This is a genomic window from Agrobacterium sp. CG160-95 (assembly GCF_053521725.1).
On the sequence record NZ_JBNWDU010000003.1, the window covers coordinates 151607 to 167071 of the forward strand.

Sequence of the window (15465 nt, forward strand, 5' to 3'; positions counted from 1 at the left end):
GTTCATAAATCCCACCTGATATTTCCCATATTGGAGCGAGAAGACAGGTTGCTAGGGACTGTTTAGGTGAGGGAGCGCTTCGAGGCTTTGACACACGTCAAGTGGATGAAGGACTAAAACCCACTTCGTCATGCTCGGCCCTGTCCCGAGCATCTGCTAGCTATCATTTTCTGCTAGGTGGTTGGTTCCTCGGGACGAGCCCGAGGATGACGTTAAATCTATAGCGGAATGACAACCGGCGAACGCCACGCAAGGTGCGCCAGCCTGCCGTCAACGCAGCCGTTGCGTTCCTTACACCGCCCGCGCCCGCTTCATCTCCACCTGCGTCCATTCCGGCAACCAGTCCCGGTGCGCGACAAGAAGATCGTCCACCAGCGACCAGATCTGGTCGAGATCGAGTTCCGCTGCCGTATGCGGGTCCATCATCGCCGCGTGGAAGATATGCTCACGGTTTTCGCTCATCAGCGCCCGCACCGTCAGCTCCTGCACGTTGATGTTTGTGCGCATCAGCGCGGTCAGCTGCGGCGGCAATTCCCCGATGAAGGTTGGTTGCACGCCGTTATGATCGACAAGGCAGGGCACTTCCGCCGCGCAATCTGATGGCAGCGAGGTGATGCAGCCATTGTTGCGCTGGTTGCCGTAGATGACAGACGGTTCGCCGGTCCAGACCGAGTTGATGATGGAGGAGGCATATTCCTTGGATTGCTTGACCTCGATCTTTTCGGCTGAGCGATAGGCCGCCGCCTGCCCCTTCCAGCGCTCGATCTGCTCGATGCAGCGCTTGGGATATTCATCGAGCGGAATACCGAATTTCTCGATCAGGTCCTCGCGCCCCTCCTTGATGAAATAGGGTGTGTATTCGGCGAAATGCTCGGAACTTTCGGTAACGAAGTAGCCGAGACGCGTCAGCATCTCGTACCGCACCTTGTTGGGGCAGCGCGGGTTCCAGCCGGGCTTCGGCGCACGGCCTTCGCGATAGCCTCGTACGAGATCGGGATAGAGGTTCTTGTAGCTGCCATCAGGCTGGCGGTGCTCGAATTCCAGGAAAAACGCCATGTGGTTGATGCCGGCCGAACGATAGCGGATTTCCTCGTAGGGAATATCGAGGTCATGGGCGAGTTCCATGGCCGTGCCCTGCACCGAATGGCAAAGGCCGACCTGCCGGATTGTCGGGTATTTCTCCGCAATCGCCCAGGTGTTGATCGCCATCGGGTTGACATATTGCAGCATGATCGCATTGGGGCAGACGGCGAGCATATCCTCGCAAATCTTCCACAGATGCGGCACGGTGCGCAGGCCCCGCATGATGCCGCCGACACCAAGCGTATCGGCAATGGTCTGGCGCAGGCCATATTTACGCGGCACCTCGAAATCGGTGACTGTGCAGGGCTCGTATCCGCCGATCTGGAAGGCGACGACGACGAAATCGGCACCGGCGAGCGCCTTTTTCTGGTCTGTAAAAGTCTCGGCTTTCGCCTTTGCCCCGAGCGTCGAAATCAGCTTGTTGACGACGATGGCGCTTTCTTCCAGCCTTTCGCGGTTGATGTCCATCAGCGCGATCGTTGCGCCGGAAAGGGCCGGACGTTGCAGCACGTCGCCGATGATGTTCTTCATGAACACCGTGGAACCTGCGCCGATAAATGTGATCTTGGGATCTCGTGCCATATTTGCCTCCGGCATCTTGAACTATGCGATTTCAAAGGCGGCCCGGACGAGCCGCTGGGTGTATTCGGTTTTCGGGCGGTTCAGCACCTCCTCGACGGGGCCTTCCTCCACGATCCTGCCGCGCTGCATGACGATGACGCGGTGGCATAGAGCCCGAACGACCTTCAGGTCGTGCGAGATGAACAGGTAGCTCAAGCCCCGCTCGTCCTGCAGCTTGCGCAGCAGGTCTATGATCTGCGCCTGAACGGAAAGGTCGAGCGCCGAGGTCGGCTCATCGAGCAGGATGAATTCCGGCTCCAGCGCGACTGCACGCGCGATGGCGATGCGCTGGCGCTGGCCGCCTGAGAACTCGTGCGGGAAACGCGAGAGGATGTTGCCGGGCATGCCTGCCGCTTCCAGCGCGTCGCGCACCCGCTCCAGCCTTTCGGCCTTGGTTTTACCAAGCCCGTTGATAACCAGCCCTTCCTCGATGATCTGGCCGATGGTCATGCGTGGATTGAGCGAGGCGAAAGGGTCCTGAAAGACGACCTGCATGCGAGAGCGCAGAGGCCGCATTTGAGACCGGGAGCGGCCGTCGACCCTCTCGCCATCGAAAATCACCTCTCCGGCCACCGGCTCGTTCAGCCGCAACAGGGATTGGCCAAAGGTCGTTTTGCCAGACCCGGATTCGCCGACAATTCCCAGCGTTTCATGGCGCTTGAGGGTAAGACCAAGATCGTCGACGGCAACAAGTTCCTTCAATTCCGGCTTGAACAGGCCACCGTAGCGCATCATGAACGACACCCGCACGCCATTCGCCGTCAGCAGCACACCGGAATTTTCCGGCAATGGTTTGGCGGTGCCATGCGGCTCGGAAGCAAGCAGCTTTCGGGTATAGGGGTGGTTCGGCGCTGCAAACAGCCGCTCAGTGGTGTTGTGCTCACGCATCTCGCCATGCTGCATGACGTAGACGTAATCGGAAAACTGCTTCACGATCGTCAGGTCATGGGTGATGAGCACCACGGCCATGCCGCGCTTCTTCTGCAGATCGCGTATGAGGTTGAGGATCTGCGCCTGTACTGTCACATCCAGTGCTGTGGTGGGTTCGTCGGCGATCAGCACATCCGGATCGTTGGAGAGCGCCATGGCGATCATGACACGCTGCCGTTGACCGCCTGAAAGCTGGTGCGGATATTGCTTCAGCCGCGCCTCGGGTTCCGGAATCTGCACCTGCCGCAAAAGATCGAGCGCCCTCGCTTCGGCCTGCTTCCTGCTCAGCTTCGAGTGGACGCGGATCGCCTCGACGATCTGACTGCCGATCGTATAGATCGGGTTCAGCGAACTCATCGGCTCCTGAAAGATCATCGAGATACGGTTGCCGCGCAACGCCCGCCGCTGGCGGCTTGAAAATTTCAGGATGTCGTCGCCGTTGAAGCGCACGGTCGCGGTTTTCGAAACCGAGGCCCGCTTCGTCAAAAGCCCCATGATGGTGCGGGCGGTCACCGATTTTCCCGAACCGGATTCGCCAACGATGGCGATCGTCTCCCCCCGGTAAAGCTGGAAGGAAATGTCCTTCACTGCCTCCACCGTGCCGTGCTCAACCTTGAAAGTCACGGCAATATTGCGTGCATCGATGATGGCCTGGTCGTTTCGATTATCAGCATCGAAGCGGATGGCAGGGGCGTAGGTGTTCTGTGCAGCAACCATGTTACGCTCCTCTCAATAGGGATCGACAGCATCGCGAAGGCCATCGCCCAGCGCGTTGAAGGCAAAAACGGTGACCAGCACAAAGCCGACCGGCGCAAGGATCCATGGATAGGAACCAATGACTGAATAGGTGGCCGTATCCTGAAGCATCAGCCCCCAGGAGATCAGCGGCGGCTTGACCGCGAAACCGAGAAAGCCAAGGAAGGATTCGAGCAGCACGACGCTTGGAATATGCAGCGTGACGGCAACGATCACATGGCTCATCACATTCGGCAGGATGTGCTGGAAAATAATGCGCCGGTCGGTGGCGCCGACGGCAATCGCGGCGCGGACATAATCGATACGCGCCAGCGCCAGCGTCTTGCCGCGCACTTCGCGAGACATCTGCGCCCAGCCGAGCGCCGACATGACGCCGACCACGAAGAGGAGGAAAACAGTCGTCGGGGCGGTCACCGGAATGAGCGACGTCAAGGCGAGATAGAGCGGCAATTGTGGAAAGGCCAGAACCACTTCCACGAAACGCTGCACCCAGGCATCCAGCGGCCCGCCGAAATATCCTGAGATCAACCCGACGCTGGTGCCGATGACGGTAACGATGGTGACGACACTGAGCGCGATGGCAAGCGAGATGCGCGATCCATAAATGGCGCGTGACAGCACATCGCGTCCGAACTTGTCGGTTCCGAGAAAATGCACCGGCTGCCCGTCCGTGGTGCCGAAGAAGTGCCGGTTTGCCGGGATGAGGCCGAACAGCCGATATTCCGCGCCTTTCACGAAAAAGCCGAGATAAAGCGGATTGTCGTAATCCGGGCCGACGATAGGCTGGAAGGTCACCGGATCGAGCTCGTCCGTTTCAGCGGTAGCATAGACCCGAGGGAACAGGCTGATATTGCCGTCCTTGTCGGAGAACCGCACCACCTGCGGCGGGGAGAAACTGTCATTGGTTTCGAGCGGGTTCATCGGCGCGAAGAAATCGGCGAAGACTGAGATCGTGATCAACAGCACCACCAGCACCAGCCCCACCATGCCGGTGAAAGAGCGTCTGAGGCGCCGCCACACCAGAGCGAGATAGGTCTCGTTACCCTGAACACCTCGCTCGGGTTTCGGTGCGGCAGCCGATTCATTCTTGAGTTCGTCAACGGCCACCATCTCAAGCCCTCCCGAATTCGCGCACACGCGGGTCGAGCATGGCGAGCAGCATGTCGGCGATGATGTTGCCGATGATGAGCGTGGCGGCCAGCACCATCATGAAGGTTGCGGTGACATAGACATCGCCGACCGCCATGGACCCGACGATGGCGGGACCGACGGTCGGCAGCGCAAAGATGATCGCAGTTTCGATTTCGCCGCTCAGCATATAGGGCAGCACGACGCCCTGATACATAATGAGCGGATGCACGGCGTTCGGCACGGCGTGGCGCATGATGACCGCGCCTTCCGAAAGGCCCTTGGCGCGCGCCGTCTCCACATATTGGGCGTTCAGCGTATCCAGCAGATTGCCGCGCATCACCCGCATATTATACGCAAGTCCACCGAAAACGGCGATGGCAACCACCGGCCAGACATGGCTGACGAGATCGACGAACTTCCCCCATGACCATGGCGCACCGCCATATTGCGGCGAAAAGAAGCTGCCGATTTCCGACACGTCGAAATGAAACACCATCAGGTAGACGAGGATCAGCGCCATCAGGAAGCGCGGAATGGTCATGCCGAGGAAGGCGACGGTCGAAAGCAGATTATCGATCCAGGAATATTGTCTGGTGGCAGCCCAGATGCCGAAACCGATGCCGAGAAGCGATGAAAGAATGTGGCAGACAAGGGCGAGTGCGATGGTGCGCGGCAGGCGTTCGCCGACCACATCGGCAACCGGCTTGTTGTAATAGAAGCTGTAGCCGAAATCGCCGCGTGTGATGATACCCCCGATCCAGTTGAAATATTGCACGACGATCGGCTTATCGAGACCGTGTTCGATGCGGTAGGCCTGCGCCTGCGCTTCCGCCTGTTCGAAGGACGCACCGCCCTGGTTCATCAATTGCGAGCGGATGTAGTCAGCATAGTCGCCAGGTGGCGCCTGAATGATGGCGAATGTCACCACGCTCAGGATAAGCAGCACCGGAATGGCGGAGCCTATGCGTATTGTCAGGAATCTCAGCATCGAACGGGTATCCTCCGCTTGGCTAGTCCGTGTGTCTCCGGCCGCGCTTCACGCGCGACCGGTACCGGGTTTTCTCCGGGAGGAGTTCTAGTTGATCGGGCCGCCCTCACCCGGCTTGCCGGGAAGCTGCTCGGGGAAAAGCTCGTATTTGCCCTGCTTGTCGGCCGCGACCCAAAGGCGTTCGCGGATGATGGCGTCTTCAGCCCAGTTGAACATGAAGATCGGCGTGCCCTGCGGCACATTCGAGAACCGCTTGTTGACGATAAGCGCGCCGGGATATTCGGTAAGCCCGATCGTGTAGAGGTTCTGCGTGTAGACCTTCTGATATTGCTTCATCAGTTCCGCCCGCTCGGCATTGTCCTGCGAGGAGATGAATTTGCGCACGATATCGGCCATCTCCTTTTCGAACGGCATCAGATCCAGTTCCTTGCCTTCAGGTGCGCGATGGTTCCAGCTGGTGCGCGGGCCAACGGGTGCCAACTGCTCGGTATTCTGCACCACGGACGAAAGCTCGGTGGAGTTGCGGCGCACCAGCCAGTCGAACTGACCGCCATAATGGGCCGCATCGCGCTGGTTGGAATCAAGGCTGTTGATGACGAGGCGAAGGCCAAGTTTCGCCATTTGCCCGACAAGGCCTTCCGCAATGCTCTTGTCCGTCGTGTAGCCGTTATTGACCAGAAGAATGATCTCGACGTTTCGTCCGCCCAGTGTCTCCTTCGGGAAGTTCAAGAAGCCGTCGCCATCGGTGTCCTTCAGGCCGATTGATGCAAGGGTGGCTTTCGCTTCCTTAAGGTTGAAGGGGTAATAGACCGTGGAATTGCGATCGTAAAAACCGGTGCCCGAGGAAATGCCACCCGGATAGATCGCCGTGAACGGGCCCTTGACGAGCGAGTCGCCGATTGCCTTGCGGTCGAGGGCCGAGGTCACCGCCTGACGGAACACCTCGTTGCGGTTCAGCTCGCGAATGGCCTGCCCGCGCTCGTCCGGATTGCCCCAGCCATTGGCGGAAAAGTTCATCTGCAGGTTATAGCCGATCAGGCGTGGCCCGAAGGCAAGGCGAGCCGGCGCATTCGGGTCAGCTGCGCGTTTCAGCGAAGCGACGAAATTCTCCGGCTGCTCGAGATTGGAGAAATCCCCCGATCCCGCCACAGCCTGCACATCGCGATCGGCCCAAGTGGAGAGCTTGTAATGAAGCTCGTTGAGATAAGGCAGCTGCTGGCCCTTCTCGTCGACCTTCCAGTAGTATGGATTGCGCCTGAGCACGATGATGTCGTCGGGGCGATATTCCACCGGCACCCAACCACCCATGACAGGCATGTTCATATATTCCGGCGGAAAGGCGTTCTTGAACTGGTTATAAGTGTTCTTGGAATATTTCGGGTGCTGTGGTCTCAGAATATGCGCCGGTCCGGGGCAGAAGCTCGGATAAGCCATGGTATAGAGATATTGCTTCGGGAAAGCGGTCTTGAAAGTCCACTCCACCGTATAGTCATCGATCTTTTTGAGCGTGGTGCCTTCGCCGAAGGCTTCAGGCGAAGCGCCGCCGCCGAGCGGCGACACGTTGGGATCGAGAACCGCGTCTTCCCAGTAGAACATGACGTCATCGGCGTTGAACGGCACACCGTCAGACCATTTGGCACCCTTGACCAGATGCATCGTCAGCTTGTGGCCATCCTGCGACCATTCCCAGCCTTTGGCGAGATTGGGCAGCGGTTCGGTGTCCTTGGCATTCACCTGAAACAGCGGCGCTGTGCGCGTCAGGCATTCGGAAAGCGCAATATCGATGCCGCCCCAGCCCTGGCTCTGGCCGGCAATGTAGTTCCAGCCTTCGGGCCGTCCGCCGATCACATGACGCATCGTATCGCCATAAACGCCGATGCCATCCACCATGTTGCCGGTCTTGTAGACCAGCGGCTCCTCAGGCAAGCGTTCCTTCAAGGGCGGCAGTTTGCCTGTCTTCTCGAATTTTTCGGTGATCCAGTCCGGCTCGCTGTAGCTCGGCAGGGCCTTGAATTCGAGGATCGAGTCGCGCGCTACATAATTGATCTTGCCTTCCGCCGGAAACTGCGGCGGCTCCGGCGGCGTGGTGGTTTCGAAGGCGTTCGCACTGAGTGCGATCATCGAAACACCAAGACCCAATGCCGAGATGATACCGATCTTGCGTTGAAGTTGCATCGTCATTCCTCCCAAATGGCAGCTCTTCGACCGCCCACCGTCTGTCATCACCAAGACCGAAGCGGCGAACTCCCTTTCGCCGCCGGCCTGTTCCCATGCTTTTTCCTTTATACGGCCTTCTTCAGAGCCGATTTCTCAGCCCGCAATTCCTCGATGGAACGCACGTTGCGGCGTGCAGCCCCCGCCCAGTCACGGGTCTTGACCGTCGATTTCGAAAGGCGCTCCTTGGCATCAGGCACGGCATCCGCATATTGCGGCAACCAGCGCGCCTGCGCGACGACCATCTCGTCCACCATCTGCCAGACCTCCTCCGGCGTGGCGACGGCACCGACCAGCGGATCGTGCAGCACGGCAAGCCTCAGAAGATCGATATCGCCGCTGACCGCCGCATGTACCGACATGCGCTGCACGTTGATAGACGCCATGCAGGTCGCCGCGCAGGCTTCCGGCAGCGTGATACCCGAGACCATGTTGATGCCGAAACGATCCACGAAACCGGGCGACTCAATGATCGCATCAGAAGGAAGGTTGGTTATGACGCCATTGTTCTTGACGTTGAAGTGGCCGCGATAGACACGCCCGGTTTCAAGCGCTTCCAGAATGTGGCTCGCATGTTCGTTGGAGCGCTTCTCCGGTTCGATGGGCTTGGCGGCTGACGCCAGGAACTGCGGGAATTCCGTTTCGAACCAGTTCCGCGTCTCGGTGGAGTGACGCAGGTAACCGCCGGTTTCGCCGTGAATCCAGTCCGACATATCGATCCAGCGGGCGATTTCATCCGGACGCTTGCGGTACCACGGCAGATATTCGGACAGATGGCCGTTGCTCTCCGTCGAATAGACACCGAAGCGCTTAAGCACGTCGATGCGCAGCTTTTCCTGCTGTGAGAAAACCGGATGCGCCTCGAAAGCGGCGACCAGCTCTTCTTTGCCGATCTTGCGGCCATTCAGCCTTAGATCGATGAACCATGTCTGGTGGTTGATGCCCGAGCAGATGTAATCAAGTTCGGACGGGGATTTTGCGCCGAGAATTTCAGCGATCTGCTCCGCACCGTGCTGCACACCGTGGCAAAGACCAACCGTATCCACCTTGCCGTATTCGATGGCTGCCCATGTATTCATGGCCATGGGGTTGGCGTAATTCAGGAACTTGGCACCGGATGCGGCGACCTCGCGGATATCCTTGCAGAAATCCAGAATGACCGGAATGTTACGCTGGCCATAGAGAATGCCGCCGGCGCAGATGGTGTCACCGACGCACTGGTCGATCCCGTATTTCAGCGGGATACGGATGTCGTCCGCATAGGCTTCCAGACCGCCGACCCGCACACAGCTTATGATGTATTTCGCACCCTCAAGCGCGCGACGGCGGTCGGTATGCGCCGTCACTTTCACCGGAAAACCGTTGGCTTCCACGACCTTGTCGAGGATCGCCCTGATCATATCCAGATTGTGCTGGCTGATATCCGTCAGCGCGACCTCGATGTCGCGAAACTCCGGCACGCACAAAAGATCGGTGAACAGTTTTTTCGTGAATCCGACGCTTCCGGCGCCGATTATAGCGATTTTGAAACTCATAACGCCACCTCTGTTGCAAATCGAACGGGTGAAACGGGCCAAACGATCATAATAAGGCGATGCGAGAATATACCTGTAAGAACCCCGGAAAACCGGCACTCCTGAAAAATTCTCCGCAACAATATCGTACTGGCTGTCTCCTCGGTTCGGGATTATGCGTATAATGACGAGCGGAACCAGAGAAGGATTATGCTTTCATGGGTAATTTTGTGCTGCAAGATTTGATCGATCAGGGGCCCGGGATGCGGACCGTCTCGCTGCCCCGCGGCCGCCAGACCCTGCACACAATGCCCACCAGCAGCGGCTATGAAATCCGCAGCAGTGGCAATTATGACTGGGACGGACGAAAGCGCGGACAGACACCATTCACTGTGCTGCAATATTGCATTGGCGGACAGGGAAACCTTCGTTACGAAAACCGTCATTACGTGGTGAAGCCGGGCGAAACCCTCCTGTTGCTCATCCCGCACAATCATCGCTACTGGCTGGAAGCGGGAAAGCAATGGGAGTTCTTCTGGATCTCCATGAATGGCGAAGAGGCCTTGCGCATTCATCGCAATATTCTTGCCGTCACCGGGCCGATCCTCAAGCTGCAACAGGAAACCGTCGATCATCTCGCCCATTGTTGCTCGCGCCTCGTCAACGGCGCGGAAACACCAGGGGCGGCCTCCGCCGTCGCCTATGAAGCGGCGATGACGCTTTATGACGACGTGTTCGGCTCGCATCCCTCCTTTGGCGGTGAATATCGCACCATGCAGCAGGTGCTGAGCTATATAGACGGGCATCTCGGAGAGCGTCTTTCCGTCAGCGATCTTGCCGCCGTCGCCGGCCTCAGCCGTGCGCATTTTTCCCGCATCTTCACGGCAAGCGAAGGCCTGCCACCGGCCGAATTTGTATTGCAGCGACGGTTGAGGCGGGCAGCCAAGCTTCTCACCACAGCCGAAAACATCCCCATCAAGGAGGTATCCGTGCTATGCGGCTTCGAAGACCCGAACTATTTCTCGAAGGTCTTCCGCAGGCTATATGGCATCAATCCAAGCGAATTCCGCACCACCGGCATGTATGCGAGCGTTCAGCAGAGCAGATCGTAAAAAACAACTTCGTTTTGCCACGTTTCAGGCGATTAAGAATTGGCCATACAGCCCCTTGTGGAGACCGAATGAGGTGAACAACAAAATCAGGAAGATCCTCATCTTTCCGCTTCGGGCAATCATCGTGTTTGCCCTGATCCTCGACGGCATTTTTCGCCCGCTCTATCGGCCGATCATCAAGGCGATATCCAGACTGACATTCATCAGGAAACTGGAAAGCCGGATTGGCGGATTACCGCGTCTTGCCATTCTTCTTTTGTTGGCGGTGCCATTTGCCATCGCCGAACCGATGAAAATCATCGGCCTGCTACTCATCGCGCACGGCACCGTCAAAATGGGAATTGCGCTGACGATCCTCGCTCACCTCGCCACATTCCTGATTGTCGAGCGCATTTACCACGCCGGTCGGGAGAAGCTCCTCACCTACGCCTGGTTCGCATGGATCATGAGATATGTGCGCTTTGCCCGTTCGCTTTACGATCGCTTCAAGCGCGCGACACTGGGCTGGATCCGGCTGAGCGTTCTGGCGCGTCAAAGATAAAAGCGGCACTTCTCACCGCCGGCCGCGCAACTTCTTCAAAAGATATTCCGCAAAGGCGGTTGCCTGCAAGGAGACGAGAATGATGGCAATGCCAAGAACAACACGGGCTTCGGGCACCTCGTCAAACAGGAAGTATCCCACAGCGGTCACGAACAATATCGACAGATATCCAACGGGCGCCAGAACACTGGCGTCAGCGATGCGATAGGCCCGCAGGAAGCAATATTGCCCCATTTGCGCAAGCAGTCCGATGGCGAGCAGCGCCACCCAGTCGAGCGGCATGACCGGTTTCCACGTCCAGATCGCCGGAACGGCGGTAATGACGGCAAGACCCACCGTGTAGAACACCATCATGACAGTGGTGTTTTCCTGCCGCAGCGCCCGGGTCTGGATCACCGCAAGCGCGCCGAACACGACGGAGACGAGGACGACGAGCACGCCTGCGTTAATCTCCGCGCCGCCCGGCCCGATGACTACAAGAACGCCAACAAATGCGAGGCAAGCGCCGACCCAGCGATATCGGCTTACCTTTTCACCGAGAAAGACAACCGCCATGGCCATCGTCACCAGCGGGCGTGAGAAGCCGACAGCATTGACGGTGGCGAGCGGCAAGAGGGTGATGGCGACGAAGTTGCTGGTGAGTGCAATGGCGTTGCAGCAGATTCGGAAAAGGTTGCGCCAGGGATATTTGACGCGCGCCATTTCCCCCCGGTGTCGCCAGATAAGCGGCAGGATGAAGATCAGGCCGATCATCGCTCTTATGAAGACGAGCTGGAATGCCGGATAGGTCACACCCTGCGCCTTGACGAGGGCTGTCATTCCGCCCGAAACGAGGGCCATATCCATGAGCAGCCAGCCGATGCCCGCGCGAGCATCGTTTTCGCGCGGGTTTTCCTGTTTTTCACTCTGGTCCTGGCCATTCACGCGGGTTGCACAAGGTTTGCCATGAGGCGGAATGCCCCCGGCACCAGCTTGTCCATCTGGTGGTGCAGCACGAGGCTCGTATGCGTATGCCGGCCCCTGCCAATGGCTGCCGAGACCAGCGCCCCTTTCAGAGGCTGTTCATCGACATCGTGCATGGCGAGCAGGGGTTCATAAGCATCATCCCAGCGCGCAGCGAAATAGAGCCCGCGCTCCTTGTCCCAGCCCGTCCAGTCGGCAGCACCGATCGTGTTGGGCCCGACAAGCAATGGATGATCGGGCAATAGCACCGTCACCTCCGCATTTGGGTCCGTCACCCGCCAACGCAGGGAAGGCTTACCGATCTCAAGCCGCCTGACGGGCGTCGTCTCGGGATTCCATCCGTCGGTCGGCCGGTGATAGAGCGTGACAAGATGGCCGCCTTCTTCGACGAAGCGGTGAAGCCTTTCGGTTGCCGCAGCCAGATCCTTACGAATGCCGAAGGCGAAGATGCCGACAACGATTGTCGTGAAGGATGAGAGATCACCGCCAAGCGCCTGCGCATCGAGTTCGGTGACATCAAGACCCATGCGCGAAAGCCATGACCCGACCCGGTCGGCACCGCCGCCGACATAACCGACGCGCGCGCCCTCGGGCAGCTTGAGATCGAGCGAGAGGATTTTCAGAGCGGAGGGTGCCAGAAACCGCGCCCGGCCTATATGCGGATATGCGATGGGCGTGATCTGGAAGGCAGGTTGTGAACCGACAAGCGCTTTGATCTGGGCAAGGCCGACCGCTGCCTCACCGGTACGTTCGGCAATCCAGTCATTGCCGGTCTTGCGCAGGTTCCAGCCATCCGTACTCCTGAACGACAGCGGCGCATCGGTACCCTTTATGTGTGCCTCAAAAACATGGGAATCCTGCCCTTTTCCAAGTGGAACCAGAAGCGCATCGGGCGAAATCGTCAGCGACTGCGCCGGCGTCACGAAAAACGGCTCCTCCAGATCGAAAGCGGCCGAAACCTCCCTGCCTCCAATCCTTACGGACAGGCGCACCGAGGCATGACCATTGCCGCCTGAGGCTTTCCAGTCGGGCTGGTAAAGCCCGGAAACGGCCGCGTCCTGATCGGCGGCAAGCGAGAAGACCATTGTCTGGCCACGCGACTGAACCGAAGACGATACTCCAGCCGGAAGGACCGGGGTAACCTCGACGTCAAATTCAGCCGCCTTTCCAGCGAGTTCCACATAGAGAGATGACGTCCCACCCGGAACGATCTCGGCTGGCTCGGCATAGGCCCGCTCGAAAAGATCGAGCGCTGTCAGGATAGCGGCATCGACCTGCGCCCGTTTGCGCGCGATCCGGTGCCCATGCAACTCCCTGAAGTCCGGCGCTGCGGCCTCGTCGACCTCTTGCAAAAGGGCTGCCGCCGTCAGAAGTGAGGCCGTGATCCGCTGCGTGTCGGGAAAGGCATCGATTGCGTCAGTGATTGCCTGTTCGGCTGCAACCAGCGCCTTTGCCAAATCGGCGGCAAGACGCGGAAAAGCCGAGAGATCAGCCAGCGACGACGGCAGGCTGTCGAGGATCGAGCTTTCCTCACCGCCCGCGACGTTGGAGAGCTCGAGATGCAGTGGCCATGCTTCCTGCGCCCGCTTCGGCCAATGCCCCATTCCCTGTGAGGCATGATAATAACGCGACCATTCGCCGATGCGGTCATACTGCGCGCCGGTTGCCCGCTCCTTGCCCACCGCATTGACTGTCAGCGTCGTTTCCGGCGGAGGCACCTCGTCATCATAGGTGTCACCACCACCAGACCATGCAGGAAGATAATATTTGGCCACCTTCCACGGCTTCAGCCCCTCGGAGAAATGCTCGGGATAGGCGGCAGGATCAGCCGCCAGCGCGATTGCGCTTTTCGCCGCGCGCGTCATGGCGCGGTGGTGCCCGTGTTGTCCCGGCACATCGAGAAATGTCGGAATGACGATATCGGGCCGTTCCTTGCGATAGGCGCGCACCAGCCGCTCGACGATGCGCTGCTGCCCCCATCGACCAAAGGTCTGGTCGCCATCCTTGGAGAAGCCGAAGTCGTGGATGATATCCGCCGGGCCATGGCCGAGCCAGCTTATGTCCGCATCGATGATGCGGGCCGCCTCCTCCAGCTCCCGCGACCGGATGACGCCAAGCGCGCCCAGCCGCTCCGGCCCAAGCGCATTCTGCCCGCCTTCACCGCGCGTCGAGCAGGCGATGATGATCCGCATGCCCAGTTCCATCCGGAAATAGGCAAGAAGACCGTTCTGCTCGTCGTCCGGGTGCGCACCGGTGTGCATGATGGTGACAGTGGATTTCAGTGCGCTCAGTTTACGGTGCAGACGCACGAGCCATGGATCGGCCATCTGCCGTTCGATGCGCTCCCGGGGGTTAAGCATGGGCGGTCTCCTCCAATATTCAGCCGGGCACCTGCGCTGCGGCGCCCAGGGACGTCTCGAGTTTTGGTGTGACAATGTCGAACAGCGGCAAGGCGGCGGCACCAAGCGCCGCCGTCAACTGTCCGGACTTGCCGTGGATGACGCGCGGCAACTCTCTTTGCCGCCGGCTTGCGACCGAAGTCGGCAGATGCCCCATCCGCGCAATGATCTCGCTGATGATGTTTTCAGGCAGCGCACCGCCGAGAATGACCGTCTGCGGATCGAGAATGTTCTCGAGCATCGCCACCATGGGCGCCAGATGGACGGCCGCCTCGTCGATCCACTCCATCACGACCGGATTGCCCGCGCTGAACAGGGCTTCAAGATCATCAAGCTCCGTGTCCGCAACACCGGCGCAGACGAGCTTTTCCTTGAGCACATAGACGGAAGCATAGGCCTCCAGGCAACCTCTTTGCCCGCAAGACGGGCAAGGCCTTCCCTTGGGCGAGACGGTCACATGGCCGATTTCGCCGGCGTTGCCGAAAGCGCCGCGATAGGGCGAACCATCCTGGATGATGCCGAGACCAATGCCGACGCCGAAATAGATCATGCAAAAATTCGGGATAGCCAGCCCTGCGCCGAACAGGCGCTCGCCGACAGCAGCGGCCGTCGCATCGTTTTCCACCACGACCTGTTGGCCGCAGGCATCGCTCAGCATCTGGCGGGCATCGATACCCACCCAGCCGGAAAGCGTCGTCGGACCGACAGAGGTCATGCCGTCAATCTCGAAAGGCCCGGGCATGACGACGCCGGTGCCAAGCAGCCTGCACCCGACATTCTTTGCAACCGCTGCATGCTCCGCCGCAAAGGTTTTGAGTATGGCGTCCGGCGTGGTGTCCTTGAGCGGGGTAACGCGCTGCGTGCGCAACACGCCGGCCAGATCAAGACCGACGGTGACCATATGGTCTGCGGCAATCTCAACCCCGATCGTTGCGCCACCATCCGGGTTGACAGCAAATTGTATCGGCGGCTGGCCCCTGCCGGTGCGCCGGCGACCAAGCTCTTTCAGGAGTCCCTCGCCTACCAGCTCATCGACGATATTGGCGACCGCCTGGGGTGTGAGATGCGTGATCTTGGCTAACTGGGCGCGACCGAGCGAGCCGTGCCGCCTGACGATGTCGAGGACGACTCGCCTGTTGTGTTCGCGGCTGCGCTCAGGATTTTTTCCGATTGCTACGGGATAGGTATCCACCGTGTGCACCGTCATCTCTTC

The 15465-nt window shown here is 59.3% G+C and carries 11 protein-coding genes; 2 read left to right on the forward strand and 9 right to left on the reverse strand.

The window, feature by feature from the left end; all coding sequences use genetic code 11:
* Positions 1 to 291: 291 nt before the first annotated feature.
* The 6 genes from melA (ACQZ63_RS12145) to melA (ACQZ63_RS12170) form a co-directional block, all read right to left on the reverse strand.
* Positions 292 to 1665, reverse strand: a complete 1374-nt coding sequence (melA, locus tag ACQZ63_RS12145) for an alpha-glucosidase/alpha-galactosidase (RefSeq protein WP_035200672.1) — start codon at positions 1663 to 1665, stop codon at positions 292 to 294.
* 21 nt (positions 1666 to 1686) lie between these two features.
* Positions 1687 to 3351: an ABC transporter ATP-binding protein gene (locus tag ACQZ63_RS12150; protein ID WP_035200401.1), complete on the reverse strand. Its 1665-nt coding sequence runs from the start codon at positions 3349 to 3351 to the stop codon at positions 1687 to 1689.
* Positions 3352 to 3363: 12 nt separating this feature from the next.
* On the reverse strand, positions 3364 to 4500 hold the full coding sequence (locus ACQZ63_RS12155) for an ABC transporter permease (RefSeq protein WP_004431275.1): 1137 nt from the start codon (positions 4498 to 4500) through the stop codon (positions 3364 to 3366).
* 1 nt (position 4501) lies between these two features.
* On the reverse strand, positions 4502 to 5509 hold the full coding sequence (locus ACQZ63_RS12160; protein ID WP_004431273.1) for an ABC transporter permease: 1008 nt from the start codon (positions 5507 to 5509) through the stop codon (positions 4502 to 4504).
* An 87-nt stretch (positions 5510 to 5596) separates the two neighbouring features.
* The gene (locus ACQZ63_RS12165) at positions 5597 to 7684 is read right to left on the reverse strand and encodes an ABC transporter substrate-binding protein (RefSeq protein WP_448799196.1); all 2088 of its coding nucleotides are present in this window, start codon (positions 7682 to 7684) and stop codon (positions 5597 to 5599) included.
* 107 nt (positions 7685 to 7791) lie between these two features.
* Positions 7792 to 9258: an alpha-glucosidase/alpha-galactosidase gene (melA, locus tag ACQZ63_RS12170; RefSeq protein WP_173997787.1), complete on the reverse strand. Its 1467-nt coding sequence runs from the start codon at positions 9256 to 9258 to the stop codon at positions 7792 to 7794.
* Between the two features lie 197 nt (positions 9259 to 9455).
* Here melA (ACQZ63_RS12170) and ACQZ63_RS12175 point away from each other — a divergent pair, with 197 nt between their 5' ends.
* Both ACQZ63_RS12175 and ACQZ63_RS12180 read left to right on the forward strand, forming a co-directional pair.
* Positions 9456 to 10349, forward strand: coding sequence for an AraC family transcriptional regulator (locus tag ACQZ63_RS12175; RefSeq protein ID WP_004431265.1), 894 nt, complete (start codon positions 9456 to 9458; stop codon positions 10347 to 10349).
* A 73-nt stretch (positions 10350 to 10422) separates the two neighbouring features.
* Complete coding sequence (locus ACQZ63_RS12180; RefSeq protein ID WP_173997785.1) at positions 10423 to 10890, forward strand: hypothetical protein; 468 nt, start codon at positions 10423 to 10425, stop codon at positions 10888 to 10890.
* Positions 10891 to 10902: 12 nt separating this feature from the next.
* Here ACQZ63_RS12180 and ACQZ63_RS12185 read toward each other — a convergent pair whose 3' ends face one another.
* Genes ACQZ63_RS12185 through ACQZ63_RS12195 form a run of 3 tightly spaced genes read right to left on the reverse strand, consistent with a single transcriptional unit; the run spans position 10903 to position 15459 of the window.
* Positions 10903 to 11814 carry a DMT family transporter gene (locus ACQZ63_RS12185; RefSeq protein ID WP_035200396.1) on the reverse strand — a complete coding sequence of 304 codons (912 nt, stop codon included), beginning with the start codon at positions 11812 to 11814 and terminating at the stop codon, positions 10903 to 10905.
* The gene (locus ACQZ63_RS12190) at positions 11811 to 14213 is read right to left on the reverse strand and encodes a PIG-L family deacetylase (protein ID WP_448799197.1); all 2403 of its coding nucleotides are present in this window, start codon (positions 14211 to 14213) and stop codon (positions 11811 to 11813) included. The genes ACQZ63_RS12185 and ACQZ63_RS12190 overlap by 4 nt, the downstream gene beginning before the upstream one ends.
* A gap of 19 nt (positions 14214 to 14232) precedes the next feature.
* The gene (locus tag ACQZ63_RS12195; protein WP_013761100.1) at positions 14233 to 15459 is read right to left on the reverse strand and encodes an ROK family transcriptional regulator; all 1227 of its coding nucleotides are present in this window, start codon (positions 15457 to 15459) and stop codon (positions 14233 to 14235) included.
* Between the last annotated feature and the right edge of the window lie 6 nt (positions 15460 to 15465).

Coding starts and splice junctions, on each gene's coding strand:
- melA (WP_035200672.1), bottom strand. CDS start 1,665: ATGGCACGAGATCCCAAGATCACATTTATCGGCGCAGGTTCCACGGTG.
- ACQZ63_RS12150 (WP_035200401.1), bottom strand. CDS start 3,351: ATGGTTGCTGCACAGAACACCTACGCCCCTGCCATCCGCTTCGATGCT.
- ACQZ63_RS12155 (WP_004431275.1), bottom strand. CDS start 4,500: ATGGTGGCCGTTGACGAACTCAAGAATGAATCGGCTGCCGCACCGAAA.
- ACQZ63_RS12160 (WP_004431273.1), bottom strand. CDS start 5,509: ATGCTGAGATTCCTGACAATACGCATAGGCTCCGCCATTCCGGTGCTG.
- ACQZ63_RS12165 (WP_448799196.1), bottom strand. CDS start 7,684: ATGCAACTTCAACGCAAGATCGGTATCATCTCGGCATTGGGTCTTGGT.
- melA (WP_173997787.1), bottom strand. CDS start 9,258: ATGAGTTTCAAAATCGCTATAATCGGCGCCGGAAGCGTCGGATTCACG.
- ACQZ63_RS12175 (WP_004431265.1), top strand. CDS start 9,456: ATGGGTAATTTTGTGCTGCAAGATTTGATCGATCAGGGGCCCGGGATG.
- ACQZ63_RS12190 (WP_448799197.1), bottom strand. CDS start 14,213: ATGCTTAACCCCCGGGAGCGCATCGAACGGCAGATGGCCGATCCATGG.
- ACQZ63_RS12195 (WP_013761100.1), bottom strand. CDS start 15,459: ATGACGGTGCACACGGTGGATACCTATCCCGTAGCAATCGGAAAAAAT.